The sequence below is a fragment of the Kibdelosporangium aridum genome, from assembly GCF_900176515.1.
GTDB lineage: Bacteria > Actinomycetota > Actinomycetes > Mycobacteriales > Pseudonocardiaceae > Kibdelosporangium > Kibdelosporangium aridum.
Map to the genome: position 1 here is coordinate 269,474 of NZ_FWXV01000002.1, position 17,859 is coordinate 287,332.

Consider the following 17,859-nt stretch of genomic DNA (forward strand, 5'->3'; position numbering starts at 1 on the left):
AGCGGCGCTTGAGGAAAAGAAATCAGGCAGCGCGGTGAACAGTGATGTTGCCAAATCCAGTGTGGACACGAACCTGCACGGTTTCCTGGTCCTGCGCGGGACCGTCGGTCGTCTCAAGGTTGTTGCGGACCGCACCGTGCTTCGCGTTGAGCTCCAGCCAAGCCGCGGAGCCCTGGCGGATACCGAATTCCACGCCGCCGTGGGTGGTGCTCAGCGAAACAGTGCCGCGCACGACCTCGCCGACGCGGATGTCACCGTGCGAGTTCGTCACGGTCAAGGCCGCGGCCGCCGACTCGATCTCGACCGAGCCGTTGCCCCCGGTCACTTCCAGGTCACCGGAGACCTCGCCGATCCTGATGCCGCCGTTGCCGTTGCGGACGTTGGCGGTGCCGTCCACGCGGCCGAGCTTGACTTCACCAGATCCCGTGCGCAGTTCGGCGTGCCCAGTCACCTGGCCGATCACCAGCGTGCCGTACCCGCTGTCCACGTTCAGCGCGCCGGTCTGTTCGAACTGGGCGCTGCCGTAGTCCGTCTTGTAGCGCACCTCGCCGAGCGTGCCTTCACCGCGCAGTTCGGCGTACTGGCTCTCGGCAGTGAGCCTGCTGCCCTCGGGCAGTTCGATCGTGATGTCGACGTAGCCGCCCTTGCCGATCAGCGGCCATTTCGGGGTGATCACCAGCAACCTTCCGTCGGAATACTCGACTTTCGTTTTCTCGGCCGCGGCCCGATCTTTGCCGCTGGATTCATCCCGCGGCCGGACCTGGACCACGGTGTCGGCGCGGCCGCTGGCGAAGACCCGAGCGTCGCCGGCCGCGATCTCCAGCGTGGCGTAGATCGGTTCCGGGGTCTGGAAAACAGTCATGACAGCATTTCCTTTCAATTGATGGGATGACGTTCTCAAGGTCAGCGGACCCAGCCGGAGAAGCTCTGGCCTGTCCACGTTCCGCCTCGTTTCCTGGTGGCACCATCGGCGTCGACCATGGCCGCGACGGCTCGCACGAGCCAGGTGTTGATCGACACCCCGTCGCGGTTGGCAGCCTGTTCGACTCGCTGTTTGAGCTGCTCAGGGAGCCGGAAGTTGATCCGTGCGGTGGCCGCCTCGTCCACCAGCGGCGCCATGGCGGGCGCGGGCTCCGGTTCGGCCGGGCCTGGCGTCGCCGGTGGCACCACCACGAATGCGGGGTCCATCCCGCGCAGCCGGACCTCGACCGAACCGGGAGCCAGATCGCGGGTGATCTCCTCCGCAGCGGCTGAAAGGGCACTCATCAGGGTCAACCTTGCAGCCGACTCGAGCGGTGCGGTGAGCCGCTCGGCCAGCGCCCTTGCGTCCGTGCCACCGGCTTCGGCGGCGACGGCCAGCTCGGCCCGGAGGTTCTCGACGTACGGGGTGAGGTCCATGGCGCTAACTATGGCACCATCATGGCACCACCGCAACCCCATAGTGACACCAAGTCGCGTTTTCCCAGGTCAGCGCGTTGAAGTCGATGGCATCACTCGTGGCACCACGCGATGCCATGGCGTTGCCCAATTGGGCGAGCTGGAAATACATGTCGTTATTGAAAAGCGATGACAATTGCAGTGGACTGCATTGTGGACTCAACCGCGTTGACACTCGCCGAGCAATCCACGTACCGTCCCGATCCGCGTCCATGACGCAGGGATGACCAGTTCGAAAACCAACGAATTCCGACATGTGTGTCGGCGTTGTTGTCATGCCTTTTTCCCAAGGGGAGGATTTATGTTTCGAAAAAACGCCGTTCTGGCGGTGGCCGGGATTTCCATTCTCGGCGTACTCGCCGCGCCCGCGACCGCGGCACCGGCCAAGGTGACCGGCGCGTATGACACGGGCACCGATGCCGTCGCGACGATCACCCAGGCCTACCTGACGTCCCACCCGGACCTGACGCCGGCGAAAGCGCGTGCCGCGGCGCAGGCCCAGACGGCCGGTGAGGACCTCAAGGCCGAGATCAGCAAGCAGTGGAAGAGCTTCGGCGGCGGCTGGTTCGACCCGTACACGGCCAGCTACCACCTCGCTGTCACCTCCGCGTCGGCCGGGAAGTCCCTTGCCGCGATCGGCGCGAGCAAGGGCGTGAAGGTCGACACGCCGTTGGTGGCCCGCAGCCTCGACCAGCTCAACGCCGAGGCTGAGGCGCTGCGCAACGGTACGTCCGCGCTCGCCAAGGCGGCCGCGGGCAACGTCGGCATCGACGTGAAGACCAACCAGGTCGTGGCCGCTGTCCCTGCTGCCGCCCGGCGAGCAGAGCTGAGCCAGGCCGGTGTGTCCGTGGTGAACAGCCCGAACACCGCTGTACAGGCCGACGCCTGCACCGACCGTGCGAACTGCGACGACTTCCTCGCCGCAGGCCTGATCCTGCGCAACGGAACGGGCCAGCACTGGTGCTCGCTCGGCTTCACCGCGCGCAACGCCAACAACCAGCGGATCACCCTTACCGCAGGCCACTGCAGCACCGGCATCGGCGAGGTCTGGTCCAACGGTACGGCCACCATCCGCACGGTGGGCTCGGTGAGCGGGCGGATCGACGCCGGCGTTTCCGACGTGACCCGGATCGTGTCCACAAACGCCTTCTACGACGGCGTGAACAGTGGAAAGATCTACATCGGACCGGGCTCGGCGACAGCCCCGGTGAAGGGCAAGTCCTTCTTCCTGGTCAACGACGTGGCATGCCTGTCGGCCAGCTACACCAACCCGGCTCGCGCCGGCAACCCATGCGCCACCGTCACCAACACCAGTGACGCCGGCACCCGCGGCATGGTCCGCATCGACGGTTACGACGCCTGCGGTGGCGACAGCGGCGGCGGCTGGTACTGGCTGGCCCCAAGCGGAAACCGCTGGGCCACAGCCCTGCACAGCCGCAGCAACACCGGCTGCAACGTCGCCAACGGCACCTCGTGGGCAAGCCCGTTGACCGCCTTCTACTCGGACTTGACCTACGAAGTCAGCTAGACCCTCTGAAAACGCGCGCCCGCTTGAGGCCCCTCACACTCAGCGGGCGCGCCCTTACGCGTGTCCACCATTCCAACACCCCGTGTCCACCACACCGACACAATGAAATGCACATTCCAGCACCCTGTGATCCCTTAGACCACGACCTTTCGACGGAGGAAGGCCTGCCGAAGCTCCGCGATGAGTTCTGGTCGGCTCCTTCAAGTCCACCGCCGTCGCACGAACCACGATCCAGCCACGCCGAACCAGGTCCTGTTCTCGCTCCAGGTCTTGACCTTCACGCCCTTCGTGCGCCGCATACCCGTCGTACTCCAACGCGACGCGCAGTTCCGGCCATGCGAAGTCGAGTCTGTACCGCTCACGCCCATCCACACCGACGATGACGAACTGAGGTACTGGCTCAGGAATGCCTGCGTCGACCAGCCTCACCATCAACCAGCTCTCCGCCGGGGACTCGGTCAAGCCGGTCGCAAGCTCCAGAAGCGTTGCCGCACGCCGATATCCGCGTTTGTCGGCCCTGGCCAGAACACATTCCGCCACAAGGCCTCTGAAGCTCTCCCGAGAGTCGTCCGCCTGCATCGCAAGCGCCTGCTCCAGACACGCGAAGGCACCAGCCGGGCGCGCCCGGCACAGCATCTCAGCCAACGAATGTTCCAGGGCCAGGACTGGCAGTCCGTGTAGCGCCTCGACCTGTTCAGGCACCGATCCACTGTGGTGGACCACCACGCCTTCGCGGGAGCGCAACCGACATCTGTAGGGAAGCAAGACGTGTATAGGTGCATCGTCAGCCGCATCGCAACCATAGAGACGCGCTGCGGTGTGGCCGGTGAGAACCGCGTCCGGACCGGCCAGAAGGATCGCTGCGGCGGCGCGAGTAAGGAAGTCAGCCGCGCGGCAACGCTCGACCAGCACCTCCTTGGCGAAGTGGATCAGGTGCCCTTCATTGAGTTCCGCTCGGACTTCGTATCGGCCGAGTTTCTCGACCAATGGGCCCATGCGGTACGCCCCGTGTAGGCCATTGTTCGTATGCATACGGCCACGGTGGACGGTCAGGTATCACACTGGCTAGACCGGGCGATGCCCGGCTGTGGACAACTCCCGTCTGTGGATAACTGAACGTGCATCTCGGGGCGCAGCAAAGTGCATTTCGGGGTGCTGGAACGTGCATCTCGGGGTGCTGGAATGGTGGACACGGCGTATTAGCGGGCGCGTTCTCCTTTGCGCCACACGGCATACGTCAGCGGTACGCCTGGGCGGTAGGCCAGGTGCGTGATCGAAGGGGCGTCAAGGACGTGGATGTCCGCGCGGCTTCCCGGGCGCAGGATGCCGATCTCGTTCTCGCGGCGTAGGGCTCTGGCGCCGCCCCAGGTGGCTGCGCGGACGGCCTCGGAGACGCTCATCCGCATCTGGAGTACCGCTGTCGCAACGCAAAACGCCATCGACGTGGTGTACGAGGAGCCTGGGTTGCAATTCGACGCCAAGGCAACTGTCGCACCCGCGTTCAGCAGGGATTGGGCGTCGGGCAGGGGTTGGCGGGTTGACAGGTCGCAGGCGGGCAGCAGGGTTGCCACTGTTTCCGAGCTGGCCAGGTCGTCGATGTCGGACTTCGTCAGGTATGTGCAGTGGTCGACGGATGCGGCGTTCAGCTCGACGGCGATACGCACGCCTGGGCCGTAGTCGAGTTGGTTGCCGTGCACGCGAAGGCCTAGCCCGTGTTTTGCTCCCGCTGTCAGCACTGCGCGGGATTGTTGGCCGTCGAAGGCTCCGGTTTCGCAGAAGACGTCTATCCAGCGCACGTGTGGTGCCACGGCGTCCAGCATGTCGCCGCAGACAAGGTCCACATAGGAATCCGCGTCCCAGCCTTGTGGCACGAGGTGCGCGCCGAGGAACGTGACTTCGTCGACCTCCGCGGAGGCCAGGACCGCTGAGCGCAGCTCGTTGGGCACGTCGAGGCCGTAGCCGGTCTTCGTCTCGATATAGGTCGTGCCTTGGGATACGGCTTCGGCGACGTGACGCCGCACGACAGCGGTCAGTTCGTCGTCCGACGCGGCGCGGGTTGCCCCGACTGTGACTGCGATTCCGCCTGCGCGGTAGGGTTGTCCGGCCATTCGGGCGGCGAACTCTGTTGTCCGGTCGCCTGCGAAGACCAGGTGGGTGTGGCTGTCGACCCAGCCAGGCAGTACCGCACGGCCTTCGAGATCCACCGCGGAGTCGGCCGGAGGTGCCGAGGCCGCCGGCCCTGCCCAGACCACCGAGGCCCCGTCGATCACCAATGCCGCATCAGTCACCGTGCCCAGTTCGTCGTCGTTCGTGGTCAGCTCGCCGATTCCGGTGAGCAGCAAACTCATCGCCACAACTCCTCAATCGCCTCGGCCAGCAGCCGCCCGACGTCGCCGACGCGATGGTGTCCGTCTTCGGCTATCACCTTGCCACTGGCGATGACCGTGTGCACATCTGCCCCAGTGGCCACGAGCATCGCCTGCTCAGGCAAGCAACCCGCGGTGCGTGGGGTGTCCAACGAAATCGCCACCAGGTCAGCGAATCCGGGCTCCCAGCCCAGGCTGGCGTGCGCCGTCAGAGCCGAGAACAACTCCGCGGGGGTGAACCGGCCGCGCTGACCCGTGCGCAGCCGTTCGCCGTGTTCCAAGGCACGGGCTTCCAGCAACGGGTCGATCACCGCGTGCTGATCGCTGCCCAGCGACAAAGTCGAACCCGCGTCGACGAGTTCACGCGCCGGTCCGATCCCGTCGGCCAGATCGGCTTCCGTGGTCGGGCAGAAGCACGCTCCCGTCCCCGACCCACCGAGCAGCAATATGTCCTTAGTGGACAAGTGAGTTGCATGGACCGCTGTGGTACGAGGCGAAAGCGCACCGGCCTCGGCCAGCAGTTCGGTAGGACTCAGCCCATAGGCGGCGAGACAGGCTTCGTTCTCGGCCGGCTGCTCGGACAAGTGCACGTGAAGCGGGCCAGAGGGCCACGCGGAGACCAAAGCAGGCAACACGGATCTCGGTACCGCACGGACCGAATGAATCGCCGCACCCGCAAGCAAAGTCGAATCGGACCGCAGCGAGGAAACGCGTGCAGCCCAGGCATCCACCGAGCCATCGGAGAAGCGGAATTGCTCCGGAGAAAGCGGCTGGTCGATTCCGCCTGCCAGATAACACGTATCCAGCAGGGTCACCCGAATTCCGGCCGCCGAGGCCGCCTCATGCATCGCCTCGGACATCGCATTGGGGTCGGAATAGCGAGCTCCGCCGGGCGCGTGGTGCACGTAATGGAACTCGCCGACGCACGTCACCCCGGCCAACGCCATCTCGGCGTATACCGCGGTCGCGAGCTTCAGATAGCTGTCCGGGTTCAGCTTTCCTGCCAGCGCATACATTCCCGTGCGCCACGTCCAGAACGTGCCGCCATCGGCGTGCGTGCGGCCACGCAGAGCGCGGTGGAACGCATGGGAATGCGCGTTGGCAAAACCCGGCAGCACCAGGCCGGTCAACCGATGCGCATCGGGCGGGCGCGGCGAATCGGGCGTGACGGCGGTAATCCGGCCGTCCGTTTCTTCGACAAGAACGCTGGAACGCACGCCTGACGAGTCCAGCCAGGCGTGTTCACACCAATATCTCATTCGGCAGCTAGCTTCTCGAGAACCTTCGCGAGCGCCTCGACACCGGCCTCGCAGTCGTCGGGTTCGGCATGTTCCTCGGGCGCGTGGCTGACACCAGTCGGGTTACGCACGAACAGCATCGCGGTCGGCACGTGCGCGGCCAGAATCCCGGCGTCGTGCCCGGCGCCGGTCGGCAGCGCGGGCGCCTTGCCGAGCGCCGCGACAACCTCTTCCCGCAGCGCGGCGTCGAAGTGCACAGTGTCTCCATAGGACTCTTCGGTCACGGTCAGCTCGCAACCTTCATCCCGTGCCGCCTGTTTGGACGCCGCAGTGATGCGCTCAACGACCGAACGTGTTCGGCCGTCGTTAGGAGCACGCGCGTCAAGCCAGACGTCAACCGACGAGGCGATCACGTTCGTGCCGCCTGGCGTGGGCACCAGACGGCCGACGGTTGCGCGCGCTCCGTCCACACTGGACGCCGCCCAACGTGCGGAAAGGATCAACTGTGACGCCGGGAGCATCGGATCGCGCCGCGCGCCCATCGGCGTGGCACCGGCGTGGTTGCCCTCGCCGGTGAACCGGAACCGCCAGCGGCCGTGCGCCAGAATGGACGTGGCCACGCCGATCGGCGCGTCCATGTCGATCAGCCCACGGCCCTGCTCGACGTGCAACTCGACAAAGCGCCCGATCCGCGACAGCGCTTCCTCGTCCTTGCCGATCCGATCCGGGTCAAGCCCGGCGGCTTTCACGGCGTCGGCGAACGTGTCCCCCGCGCTGTCCTTCAGCTTCAACGCCGCCTCGGCGGTGGTCGCGCCGGTGAGCAGCCGGGATCCGAGGCACGGCACGCCGAACCGGCCGCCCTCTTCCTCGGCGAACACCATCAGCGCGAGCGGACGGCTCGGCTTGAAGCCTTTGGCTCGCAACAAGTCCACCGCGGCCAGGCTGGACACCACGCCGAGCGGCCCGTCGAAGGCGCCACCGCCGGGCACAGAATCCAGGTGGCTGCCGGTGACCAGGGCGTCTGGGCCTGGTGCGCCCCACCAGGCCCAGATGTTGCCGTTCCGGTCGACCTCGACGTCCAGGCCGCGTTTGCCCGCCTCCGCGGTGAACCACTCACGCAGTTCCAGCTCCGCGGTGTCGAAGCCGTGCCGGGAGTATCCGCCGCGCGCCGGGTCGGTTCCGACGTCCTTGATCGCGGCCAGCAGCTCGGTCGCCGTGGTGGTCGGCACTGCGCTCATAGCAAGATCATGCCCGGGTCATCGGGATATGCACACCCCGTGACTGAGCGATTTCGCCCGCACGGTCGTATCCAGCGTCCACATGGCGTAGTACGCCCATACCCGGATCGTTGGTCAGCACCCGCTCGATCTTCTGGGCGGACAGGTCCGTTCCATCTGCGACAGTCACCTGTCCGGCGTGGATGGACCGGCCGATGCCGACGCCGCCACCGTGGTGAATGGACACCCACGTCGCGCCGGACGCGGTGTTGACCATGGCGTTGAGCAGCGGCCAGTCGGCGATCGCGTCCGAACCGTCAGCCATCGCCTCGGTCTCGCGGTACGGCGAAGCCACTGAACCGCAGTCAAGGTGGTCACGGCCGATGACGACCGGCGCGGACAACTCGCCGCTGGCCACCATTTCGTTGAAGCGAAGTCCGGCGAGGTGCCGTTCGCCGTAGCCCAGCCAGCAGATCCGGGCCGGAAGGCCTTGGAACTCAACACGTTCCCCGGCCATCTTGATCCACCTGGCCAGTGACTCGTTCTCCGGGAACAACTCCAGGATCGCCTGGTCAGTGGCTGCGATGTCCTTCGGGTCGCCGGACAGCGCCGCCCACCGGAACGGGCCTTTGCCCTCGCAGAACAGCGGCCGGATGTAGGCGGGCACGAAGCCGGGGAAGTCGAAAGCCCGTTCGCAGCCACCGAGTTTGGCCTCGCCACGCAGGGAGTTGCCGTAGTCGAACACCTCGGCGCCCTTGTCGAGGAAGCCAAGCATGGCGTCGACGTGCTCGGCCATCGAGTCACGGGCGCGGTCGGTGAACTCGTCCGGCTTCTTGGCCGCGTAGTCCGACCAGTCCTCGAGGGCCACGCCCTTGGGCAGGTACATCAACGGGTCGTGCGCGGAGGTCTGGTCGGTGACGATGTCCACGTCGACGCCCCGGCGCAGCAGCTCGGGCAGGACCTCGGCGGCATTTCCTACTACACCGACGGAAAGTGCCCGTCCTTCCCGCTTGGCCGTCTCGACCCGCGTGATCGCACGGTCCAAATCGGACGCAAGCTCGTCCAGGTACCGGGTCTCAAGGCGACGCTGGGCGCGGTGCGGGTCGACCTCGATGACCAGCGCGACACCGTCGTTCATGGTCACGGCCAACGGCTGGGCGCCACCCATCCCGCCCAGGCCCGCGGTCACGGTCAGGGTGCCGCGCAGCGACCCGCCGAACTTCTTGTTGGCGATCGCCGCGAACGTCTCGTACGTGCCCTGCAGGATGCCCTGGGTTCCGATGTAGATCCACGAACCCGCGGTCATCTGGCCGTACATGGTCAGACCGGCGGCCTCCAGCCTGCGGAACTCCGGCCAGCTCGCCCAGTCCGGCACGAGGTTGGAGTTGGCGATCAGCACGCGCGGCGCCCACTCGTGGGTCCGCAGCACGCCGACCGGACGGCCGGACTGCACGAGCAGCGTCTCGTCCTGGTTGAGCTCGGTCAGCTCGCGGGTGATGGCGTGGAAGCTCGGCCAGTCGCGCGCGGCTTTGCCGGTGCCGCCGTAGACCACGAGATCCTCGGGGCGCTCGGCGACGGCCGGGTCGAGGTTGTTGTGCAGCATGCGAAGCGGGGCCTCGGTGGCCCAGCTCTTCGCGGTCAGGGTGGTGCCGGTGGCAGCCCGAATGGTCACTTGATGCCTCCAGAGCGGATCAGTTCTTCGGCAGCGGCGATTTCGGGCGCGAGGTGCCGGTCTGGCCCTGGCCCGGGAACACGAGTACGCAAGGCGGCGACGGCGGCCGCGGTCGCCGTCGATGGCTTGAGCGGGGCACGCAGGTCAAGCGCGCGTGCGGCGGTGAGCAATTCGATCGCGAGGACCGTGGTCAGGCCGTCGACCGCTTTGCGCAGCTTGCGGGCGGCCGCCCAGCCCATTGAGACGTGGTCCTCTTGCATGGCGCTGGTCGGGATCGAGTCGACCGATGCGGGCACGGCCAGCCGCTTGAGCTCGGCGACCACAGCGGCCTGGGTGTAGTGGGCGATCATGTGTCCGGAGTCGACACCCGGGTCGTCGGCGAGGAACGCGGGCAACCCGTGCGAACGGGACACGTCGAGCATCCGGTCGGTGCGCCGCTCGGCCATGCTGGCCACGTCAGCCACCGGAATCGCCAGGAAGTCCAGTACGTAGGCGATCGGCGCGCCATGGAAGTTCCCGTTGGACTCGACGCGGCCGTCGGCCAGGACGACCGGATTGTCCACTGCGGACGCCAGCTCCCGGTCCGCGACGAGCTCAGCGTGCGTGAGGGTGTCCAGCGCGGCACCGTGCACCTGCGGCGAGCAGCGCAGCGAGTACGCGTCTTGCACGCGCGTGCAGTCCGGGCCGCGGTGGCTGGCGACGATCTCGGAGTCAGCGAGGATCTCGGCCATCCTGCGCGCGGACTCCCCCTGGCCGGGATGTGGGCGCAGGGCGTGCAGTTCGGCCTGGAAGACGCGGTCGGTGCCGAGCAGGGCCTCGATGCTCATCGCGGCGGTCAGGTCGGCGATCTTCATCAGTTTGCGCAGGTCGGCGATGGCCATCACCAGCATCCCGAGCATGCCGTCGGTACCGTTGATCAGCGCGAGGCCCTCTTTTTCGGCCAGGCTGACCGGCGTGATCCCGGCTTCGATCAACGCGTCCGCCGCCGGCCGCAGCACGCCGTCCACCCGGACATCGCCTTCGCCGGTCAGCGCGAGCGCGATCGAGGACAGCGGCGCGAGGTCGCCGGAACACCCGAGCGAGCCGTATTCGTGGACGACCGGAACGATCCCGGCGTTGATCATTCCGGCGAGGGCCTCCACGGTGGACGTTTTGACGCCACTGTGGCCCATCGCGAGCGTGCGCAGCCGCAGCAACATCAGGCCACGGACGACTTCCGCCTCCACCTCCGGCCCCGCGCCCGCCGCGTGCGAACGCACGACAGCGTGCTGCAGCGCGGTCCGCCGTACCGGCGGGATGTGGCGGACCGCGAGCGCGCCGAAGCCGGTGGACACGCCGTAGGTCGGTTCAGGCCGTGACGCCAGTCGTTCGATGTGCTCGCGCGACTGGGCAACGGCGCGCAGGGCCTCGTCGGTCAGACGAACACCTACGCCATCACGAGCGACCGCGACCACGTCGGCGCGGCTGATCGGGGTGAGACCCAGGGCTACCGGTTCTGCCATTGGGCCATCACACCGCGTGGATCACCTCCGCACGACCCGGGACGGCCCGATGGTGTCTGGTATCCCAGACATTCATCGGCCGATCCAGGATTTGTCCGGAGCGGGCTCGGTGGCCAGGTTGTCGCCGATCTTCCGCAGTTGCTCCACCGGGATCGGCGAGTTGCCGGACGCCATGACCTGCACTTTGCGCCCATCCGGAAGGGTGACCGCGATGTTGTGGCTCCTGGGGTCGTCGATGGCCTCGGCCACGATCTTGGCCGTCACCTCGCCGCCCCGCGGGTCGGTTGTTTCCGCGTCGATCCAGGCGTCAGCGGTCGACGGCGAACTGCCTGAGACCGACACCGAAGTCCTGGTGAATTCGGCGGGCAGCCAGCGGAACGTCAACGGCGGCTGGACGACCGCGGTGTTGTCCGGGCTGACCGTGCGGGCCAGGTCGAGAATTCGTTGCCGGGTGTCCCCCGCCGGGTCGAACAACGACAGCAGCAGCACGGTGTCCGGCTCGGCCGGCCGCCAGCTCAGCTTGGCCATCTTCTGCCCGGCATCGACGTTCAACCAGGCCTCGGTCCCGTTGACGGCGACGCGTTCTCCCTTCGGCGCGGTGATTTCGGCGAAGTGAGGGTGCTTCGCGGTGTACATGGCCACGCTCATGCTCGATGCGCACTCTGGGCCGTGCTTGCCGGACGAACAGTTCTCCTTCATCCAGACCCTCAGCTGATGGCTGCCGTCGGTGACGGCCGTGCGGTTCCTCTCGGTGTACCCGGACAAGGGCTTGAGCGTGTAGCGCATCTTGATGCCCCTGACTTCCTCCGGCATCGGCTGTTGGGTGGCGGGCGGGGCCGAGGCTTCCGGCCTTTGGATGGCGATGGGGATCGCGATGCCCGCGGCGACGGCCGTTGCGGCGATGATCGCGATCAGGGTGGGCCGGACGCGGCGCCTGCGCCTGCTCAGCGCGGTCAGGATCGGGCCGGGGTGCGGGGTGCGCTCGACGTGTTTGGCCAGCGCCGCCTTGATCAGTTCTTCGGTCTCGTTCATGCGACTGGCTCCGTGTGGGCGACCCGCAGCGTGCTGATCGCGCGGGAGATGTGACTTCGGACCGTGGTCACGCCGCATCCCAGGATTTCGGCGATCTCCTGGTCGCCGCAGCCTTCGTAGTAGCGCAGGACCACGGCGGCCCGCTGTTTGCGTGGCAGTTGCGCGATGCGCGCGAGCATGGCGTCGCGTAGGTCGTACTGGCTGATCGGGTCGGCTGTCTCGCTGACGATCTCCAACTGGGTCATGGCGACGCTTCGCCTTGCTCTGCGTCTGCGCCACGACAGATACTCGTTGGTCACCATCCGCTTCACGTAGGCAGCCGGATGATCCAGCGCGCTGATGCGTGACCACCGCACTTGGGCGCGCAGCAGCGCCTCCTGGACAACGTCCTGTGCCAGGTGCGGGTCGCAGCTCAACGCCATGGCGTACCGCAGCAACGCGTCCAGCCGGGCGCTGACGAACTCTTCGAAGTTCACGCGCCTCCAATGCTCGGCCGACCGGTTTTGTTGAGCCGGGTTAGCGTGACATGTGTGGTGACGAGTTCGGACGTGCCCGCGTTGCGTCGCGGCCTTGCCGTGCTGCGCCTGATCGCCGGGCGTCCTGGCCCGGTGTCGGCCGCGACCGTGGCCCGTGAGCTGGGATTACCGCGTTCGACCACGTATCACCTGCTCGCCGAACTGGCCGAGGCCGGGTTCGTCACCCACCTGCCGGAGGAGCGCCGCTACGGGCTTGGCGTGACGGCTTTCGAGGTCGGCTCGGCCTATCTGCGTCAGGACCCGCTTGAGCGACTGGCCCGGCCGTTGCTGCGCCGGTTCGCCGACCGGGTCGGGCATACCGGCCATCTCGGCGTCCTGCACGGCGCCGAGACGCTGTACGTGGTCCGCGAGCAGCCGTCTCATCCGCAGTCGCTGGTGACCTCGGTTGGGGTCCGGTTGCCAGCCCAGCTGCCCGCGTCGGGCCGGGCGATGCTCGCGCACCTGCCTCCTGCGCAGGTCAGGGCGTTGTTCCCGGCGAAGGACAGCTTTGTGTCGCGGACCGACCGCGGGCCTCGCGACTTGCCTTCGTTGCGACGGCTGCTCACGGCCGAGCGCCGCCGAGGCTGGGCCGTCGAGGACGGGTACGTCACCGCCGGGTTCGCCTCGGTCGCCGCGCCGATCTTCGACCACGGCGGCAGGCCGATCGCCGCGATCAGCGCGACCTTCCGGCACGAATGCTCACCGGAGTGCGGCGAGACGTGGCCCGATCTGGCCGCCGAGGTGCAGAAAGTGGCGCACGAGATGACAACCCGGGTCGGCGGCGTTGACCTGAACCTAGGTTGAAGTTGCACGGTGAAGGCATGACGATTCTTGTGACCGGGGCGACCGGGAAGGTCGGCGGCCAGGTCGTGTCCCAGCTCTCGGCCCCTGTCCGGCGCTTCTCCCGCAGCACCGGCGGGGACATCACCAATGTGGACAGTGTGCGCGCGGCTCTCGACGGCGTGTCCTCGGTTTTCTTCGTGTGGCCGTTCTTCCACACCAATGGCATCGAACCGATCATCGACGCGATCGCCGCTTCGTCAGCCCGGCGGATCGTGTACCTGTCGGCGGCGGGTGATCCTGACTGGGCGACGCGAGTCGAGACGCTGATCGAGAAGTCCGGCCTGGAGTGGACTTTCCTGCAACCAACGGGTTTCGCCGGCAACGCCCTGCAGTGGGCGGACGAGATCAAGCAGTCCGGCGTTGTCCGAGCGCCTTTTGGCGACATGAGGCGGCCGTTGATCCACGAGTACGACATGGCCGCGGTCGGTGTCCGGGCGTTGGAATCGGATGATCACATCGGCGCCAGGCACCTGTTGTCCGGGCCTGCGATGGTCTCGCAGATCGTCCAGGTCCGGATCATCGGCGAGGTCATCGGCCGGGACTTGCGGTTCGAGGAGCAGTCACCGGAAGACGCCAAGGCGGAGATGCTGGCCGCGGGATGGCCGGACACCGTGGCCAATGAGGCATTGGGGGCATGGGCCGGGATGCTCGCCCATCCGGAGCCGATCACGTCCACTGTGGAGGAAGTGACCGGCCGCCCGGCGAAGACGTTCCGCGAATGGGCGCAGGACCACGCAGGCGACTTCAAGTCCTGAACCAGCCATCCCCGGCCAGCCTTCATCGCACCGGCAATTCCCTCGGGGGAACCCCTAATTTTCACGTTACCGCAGGGGTACGACAGTTCCGCGGCGCTCGGGATGCCGGGCATTGACAAGGGCTTGCCGGGCGGTGGGTAACCACTGCCCGGCAAGCCCTTTCGGTTCTGCGCCGTTAGATTCCCGCTGAGGCCAGCCAGTCCTGGGCGACCTTCGACGCGTCCGGCTTGTCCGGCGCGGCGAGCTTGGTGTTCAGGTCGAGCAGGGTCTTGGTGTCCAGCTTGGCCGAGATCTTGTTCAGCGTGTCCTTCACGACGTCGCTGGCCTTCTTGGCGTTGATCACCGGGATGACGTTCTGGGCCGCGAAGTTGTTCTTCGGGTCGTCGAGAACCACGAACCCGTTCGCCTCAATGGAGGCGTCCGTCGTGAAGATGTCCGCGGCCTGGATGTCGCCGTCCAGCAGGGCCTTGGTCGTGATCGGGCCCGGCTCCAACGACTTGTAGCCCTTGAAGTTCAGGCCGTAGCGCTCCTTCAGGCCCGGGATGCCGTCCGGGCGCTGCTGGAACTCCGGCGGGCCGCCGAAAGTGATCTCGCCCGCGTGCGGCACGAGGTCGGCGATGGACTTGGCGTTGTACTTCGCCGCCGTTTCCTTCGTGATCACGACCGCGTCCTTGTCCTCGGCCGCTGCCTTGTCCAGGACGGTCAACGTCTGTGGGAGGACCTTCTTCAGCTCGGTGTAGACCTCGTCCGAGCTGGTCGCCGTCGCCTTCTTGTCCAGGTACTGCAGCAGGACCCCGGTGTACTCGGGGACCAGGTCGATCGAGCCGTCCTGGATGCCGGGGAAGTACGTCTCGCGGCTGCCGATTCCCAGCTTCTTGTCCACCTTCACGCCCTTGGCCGTCAGGGCCTGTGCGTAGATCTCCGCCAGCAGCCTGCTCTCGGCGAAGTTGGCCGAGCCCACGATGATCGTGTCGGTCGGTGCCGGGTTGCCGGTCGCGTTGTTGCCTGCCAGCGGGTCGGATGAGCCGCCGCATGCAGTGAGCGCGAGCGCCGCCGCGATGACGGTCGCCAGCCCGGCGAGTGTGCGCTTCATCGTTGTTCTCTCCTCATGCGGTTTCAATTGCCACTTCCACCGGCCGGACTTTGCGGTCACGGCGGCGGGTCGGGTTGCGGCGCAGGCCGCGGGACACAACGAGCCGCTGGACGAGAATCAGCAGCCCTTCGAGTGCTAGTGCGACGACGGCGATCACGTACGTGCCGCCGAGGGTTTGGGCGAAGTCGCGCAGGTACAGACCGTCGATCACGAACCGGCCAAGGCCACCGAGCGACACGTAAGCCGCGATGGTCGCGGTCGCGAGCACCTGCAGCGTTGCCGCACGGATGCCGCCGAGGATCAACGGCAAGGCGTTGGGCAGCTCGACGCTGAACAGGATGCGGCCTTCCTTCATGCCCATCCCGCGTGCGGCGTCCACAACGGACCGGTCCACGTTCCTGATCCCGGAGTACGTTCCAGCCAGGATCGGCGGAATCGCCAGGATCACCAAGGCCAGCGTCACCGGCAGCAGGCCGATGCCCATCAGCAGCACCAGCAGGATCAGCAGACCGAGCTCCGGGATCGCCCGCAGCGCGTTGACCGCGCCGACCAGGAACCCGCCTTTGCCGCTGTGGCCGATCGCCATCCCGATCGGCAGGGCGATCACCAACCCGAGCAACACGGCCAGGGCGGTGTACCCGAGGTGCTCGAGCACACGCGTGGGGATCCCGCTCGGTCCTGACCACTGCTCGGGCTCGAACAGCCAGCTGAAGGCGTTGCCGAAACTGTTCACTTCGCCGCCTCCACCGCTTGCCCGGCCCTGGCCCACGGCGTCAGCAACCGCCCGATCAGCAGCAACAGGCCGTCGAAGATCATCGCGAGCAGGAAGATCAGCACGATCGCCACGACAATCTCGTCATAGTTCTCGACCGCGAACCCGTCGGTGAACAACGCACCGAGCTGCGGCACACCCAGGATCGCCGCGACGCTGGTCAAGCTGATGTTCGACACCGTCGCCACACGCAGCCCGGCGATCAGCACCGGCACCGCGAGCGGCAGTTCCACACCGAAGAACCGGCGCACCGGCCGGTATCCCATCGCGTTGGCCGCGGCGATCACGTGCGGCGGAACCGCCGCGAGCGCGTCGGCGACCGAACGGACGAGCAGGGCGATGGTGTAGATCGTCAACGCGACGATCACGTTGATCTCGTCCAGCACTCTCGTGCCCAGCAATGGCGGCAGGATAAGGAAAAGCACCAGCGACGGGATCGTGTACATGATCCCCGCGACCGGCACGAGGATCGCGCGCGCCACCGGCCACCGGTTGGCCACCCAGCCCAACGGGATCGAGATGACCAAGCCGAGCAGCACCGGCATCAGCGCGATGACGAGGTGGTACCCGGTCAGCTCGAGAACGGCGTCGATGTTGCGGGACAACCAGTTCATGGCTTGCTCACGGCTTCGGGGTGGCCCTCGATCAAGTCCAGCACCTGCCGCGCGGTGATCACGCCGACGTACTTGCCGTCCTGGCCGACGACCACGCCACGACTGGCCGGAGACGACAATGCCGCGTCGAGCGCGCCACGCAACGGAGTGCCCGTCGTGTACAGGGATCCGCCCGCTACCAACGAATCGTGCGTCAGTGGACCGTCCACGGTGGTCCCCGGACGCAACCAGCCACACGGGCGCTCGTCCGGGTCCAGCACCAGCACCCAGTCGGAACTCGTTTCGCCGTACGGCTCATTGAGCTTCGCAGTCGATACCTGATCGACGCTGATGCCTTCCGATTCCAGGAAGGACAGTCCACGGTAGCCGCGGTCACGGCCGACGAAGCTCGCCACGAACTCGTCAGCGGGATACCGCAACACGTCCGCGGGCGTGCCGTACTGCGCCAGCACACCGCCCTTTCGGAACACCGCCACCTTCTCGCCGATCCGCACGGCCTCGTCGATGTCGTGGGTGACGAACACGATGGTCTTGTCCAGCTCGCCCTGCAGGCGCAGCAGCTCGTTCTGCAGGTCCTCCCGGACGACCGGGTCGACCGCGCTGAACGGCTCGTCCATCAGCAGGATCGGCGGGTCCGCGGCCAGTGCCCGCGCGACACCGACACGCTGCTGCTGCCCACCGGACAGCTGCACGGGGTAGCGCTTGCCCATCTCCGCGGGCAGCCCGACGGTCTCCAGCAGCTCGGCGGCCCGCGCCCTGGCCTTGCGTTTGTCCCAACCGGACAGCAGCGGCACGGTCGCGATGTTGTCCAGCACCGTCCGGTGCGGAAAGAGCCCGGCCTGCTGGATCACGTACCCGATGCCGCGGCGCAGCGACGCCGGTTCGGAGTCCCTGATGTCCTTGCCGTCGATCAGGATGGTGCCGGATGTGGCCTCGATCATCCGGTTGACCATGCGCAACGACGTGGTCTTGCCACAGCCCGACGGCCCGACGAACACCGTTATGGTGCCGGCCTCGACCGTCAGGTTCAGCTTGTCGACGGCGATCGTCCCGTCGGGGTACTGCTTCGTCACGTCCCGGAACTCGATCACCGGGGCCCCGTTCGTCGCGGCGGCCACCTGCCGGCCGCCTCAAGTCTGATCGACCCTATCCCGAGGCACCGACAACGGCACGGAATTCCAGCATCCGAGCAGCACGCGGCCGTTAAATCCGGATCATCGCGGCGCCGTCACCCGCGCCCTTGCGACGCCCGCGTGCCCTGCGAGGCCGTCACCC

General features: G+C 67.0%; 17 protein-coding genes. 3 read left to right on the forward strand and 14 right to left on the reverse strand.

Annotated elements, in window-relative coordinates; genetic code table 11:
* Positions 1 to 22: 22 nt before the first annotated feature.
* Both B9C43_RS10655 and B9C43_RS10660 read right to left on the reverse strand, forming a co-directional pair.
* Positions 23 to 862, reverse strand: coding sequence for a DUF4097 family beta strand repeat-containing protein (locus B9C43_RS10655; protein WP_084425854.1), 840 nt, complete (start codon positions 860 to 862; stop codon positions 23 to 25).
* A gap of 41 nt (positions 863 to 903) precedes the next feature.
* Positions 904 to 1,398, reverse strand: a complete 495-nt coding sequence (locus B9C43_RS10660) for a toxin-antitoxin system HicB family antitoxin (protein WP_084425856.1) — start codon at positions 1,396 to 1,398, stop codon at positions 904 to 906.
* A 340-nt stretch (positions 1,399 to 1,738) separates the two neighbouring features.
* Here B9C43_RS10660 and B9C43_RS10665 point away from each other — a divergent pair, with 340 nt between their 5' ends.
* Positions 1,739 to 2,965 (forward strand): chymotrypsin family serine protease, encoded by a 1,227-nt coding sequence (locus tag B9C43_RS10665; protein ID WP_143446267.1) that lies wholly within the window; start codon positions 1,739 to 1,741, stop codon positions 2,963 to 2,965.
* 54 nt (positions 2,966 to 3,019) lie between these two features.
* Here B9C43_RS10665 and B9C43_RS10670 read toward each other — a convergent pair whose 3' ends face one another.
* The 8 genes from B9C43_RS10670 to B9C43_RS55500 all read right to left on the reverse strand — a co-directional run bounded on the left by B9C43_RS10670 (position 3,020) and on the right by B9C43_RS55500 (position 12,414).
* Positions 3,020 to 3,952, reverse strand: a complete 933-nt coding sequence (locus tag B9C43_RS10670; RefSeq protein WP_235038553.1) for a DUF559 domain-containing protein — start codon at positions 3,950 to 3,952, stop codon at positions 3,020 to 3,022.
* Positions 3,953 to 4,164: 212 nt separating this feature from the next.
* Positions 4,165 to 5,313 (reverse strand): imidazolonepropionase, encoded by a 1,149-nt coding sequence (gene hutI, locus B9C43_RS10675; RefSeq protein ID WP_084427994.1) that lies wholly within the window; start codon positions 5,311 to 5,313, stop codon positions 4,165 to 4,167.
* On the reverse strand, positions 5,310 to 6,590 hold the full coding sequence (locus B9C43_RS10680; RefSeq protein WP_084425860.1) for a formimidoylglutamate deiminase: 1,281 nt from the start codon (positions 6,588 to 6,590) through the stop codon (positions 5,310 to 5,312). The genes hutI and B9C43_RS10680 overlap by 4 nt, the downstream gene beginning before the upstream one ends.
* Positions 6,587 to 7,807: an allantoate amidohydrolase gene (locus tag B9C43_RS10685; RefSeq protein WP_033381982.1), complete on the reverse strand. Its 1,221-nt coding sequence runs from the start codon at positions 7,805 to 7,807 to the stop codon at positions 6,587 to 6,589. Before B9C43_RS10685 ends, B9C43_RS10680 begins: the two co-directional genes overlap by 4 nt.
* 7 nt (positions 7,808 to 7,814) lie before the next feature.
* Positions 7,815 to 9,458: a urocanate hydratase gene (hutU, locus tag B9C43_RS10690; protein WP_235038554.1), complete on the reverse strand. Its 1,644-nt coding sequence runs from the start codon at positions 9,456 to 9,458 to the stop codon at positions 7,815 to 7,817.
* The gene (gene hutH, locus B9C43_RS10695) at positions 9,455 to 10,960 is read right to left on the reverse strand and encodes a histidine ammonia-lyase (protein ID WP_084425864.1); all 1,506 of its coding nucleotides are present in this window, start codon (positions 10,958 to 10,960) and stop codon (positions 9,455 to 9,457) included. The genes hutU and hutH overlap by 4 nt, the downstream gene beginning before the upstream one ends.
* A gap of 72 nt (positions 10,961 to 11,032) precedes the next feature.
* Positions 11,033 to 11,992 (reverse strand): hypothetical protein, encoded by a 960-nt coding sequence (locus B9C43_RS10700; protein ID WP_143446269.1) that lies wholly within the window; start codon positions 11,990 to 11,992, stop codon positions 11,033 to 11,035.
* Positions 11,989 to 12,414 carry a SigE family RNA polymerase sigma factor gene (locus B9C43_RS55500; protein ID WP_235038690.1) on the reverse strand — a complete coding sequence of 142 codons (426 nt, stop codon included), beginning with the start codon at positions 12,412 to 12,414 and terminating at the stop codon, positions 11,989 to 11,991. The genes B9C43_RS10700 and B9C43_RS55500 overlap by 4 nt, the downstream gene beginning before the upstream one ends.
* A 108-nt stretch (positions 12,415 to 12,522) precedes the next feature.
* Here B9C43_RS55500 and B9C43_RS10705 point away from each other — a divergent pair, with 108 nt between their 5' ends.
* A complete protein-coding gene (locus B9C43_RS10705) occupies positions 12,523 to 13,311 on the forward strand; it encodes an IclR family transcriptional regulator (protein ID WP_143446270.1) in 789 nt (262 codons plus the stop codon).
* Positions 13,312 to 13,328: 17 nt separating this feature from the next.
* Positions 13,329 to 14,105 carry an NAD(P)H-binding protein gene (locus B9C43_RS10710; RefSeq protein WP_084427996.1) on the forward strand — a complete coding sequence of 259 codons (777 nt, stop codon included), beginning with the start codon at positions 13,329 to 13,331 and terminating at the stop codon, positions 14,103 to 14,105.
* Positions 14,106 to 14,280: 175 nt separating this feature from the next.
* Here B9C43_RS10710 and B9C43_RS10715 read toward each other — a convergent pair whose 3' ends face one another.
* From B9C43_RS10715 to B9C43_RS10730, 4 genes are read right to left on the reverse strand one after another with little or no spacing between them, the layout of a single operon-like run.
* A complete protein-coding gene (locus B9C43_RS10715; protein ID WP_033381973.1) occupies positions 14,281 to 15,198 on the reverse strand; it encodes an ABC transporter substrate-binding protein in 918 nt (305 codons plus the stop codon).
* Between the two features lie 13 nt (positions 15,199 to 15,211).
* Positions 15,212 to 15,931, reverse strand: coding sequence for an ABC transporter permease (locus B9C43_RS10720; protein ID WP_033381972.1), 720 nt, complete (start codon positions 15,929 to 15,931; stop codon positions 15,212 to 15,214).
* The gene (locus B9C43_RS10725; RefSeq protein ID WP_084425868.1) at positions 15,928 to 16,584 is read right to left on the reverse strand and encodes an ABC transporter permease; all 657 of its coding nucleotides are present in this window, start codon (positions 16,582 to 16,584) and stop codon (positions 15,928 to 15,930) included. Before B9C43_RS10725 ends, B9C43_RS10720 begins: the two co-directional genes overlap by 4 nt.
* Positions 16,581 to 17,675, reverse strand: a complete 1,095-nt coding sequence (locus B9C43_RS10730; protein WP_084427998.1) for an ABC transporter ATP-binding protein — start codon at positions 17,673 to 17,675, stop codon at positions 16,581 to 16,583. Before B9C43_RS10730 ends, B9C43_RS10725 begins: the two co-directional genes overlap by 4 nt.
* Positions 17,676 to 17,859: the final 184 nt, after the last annotated feature.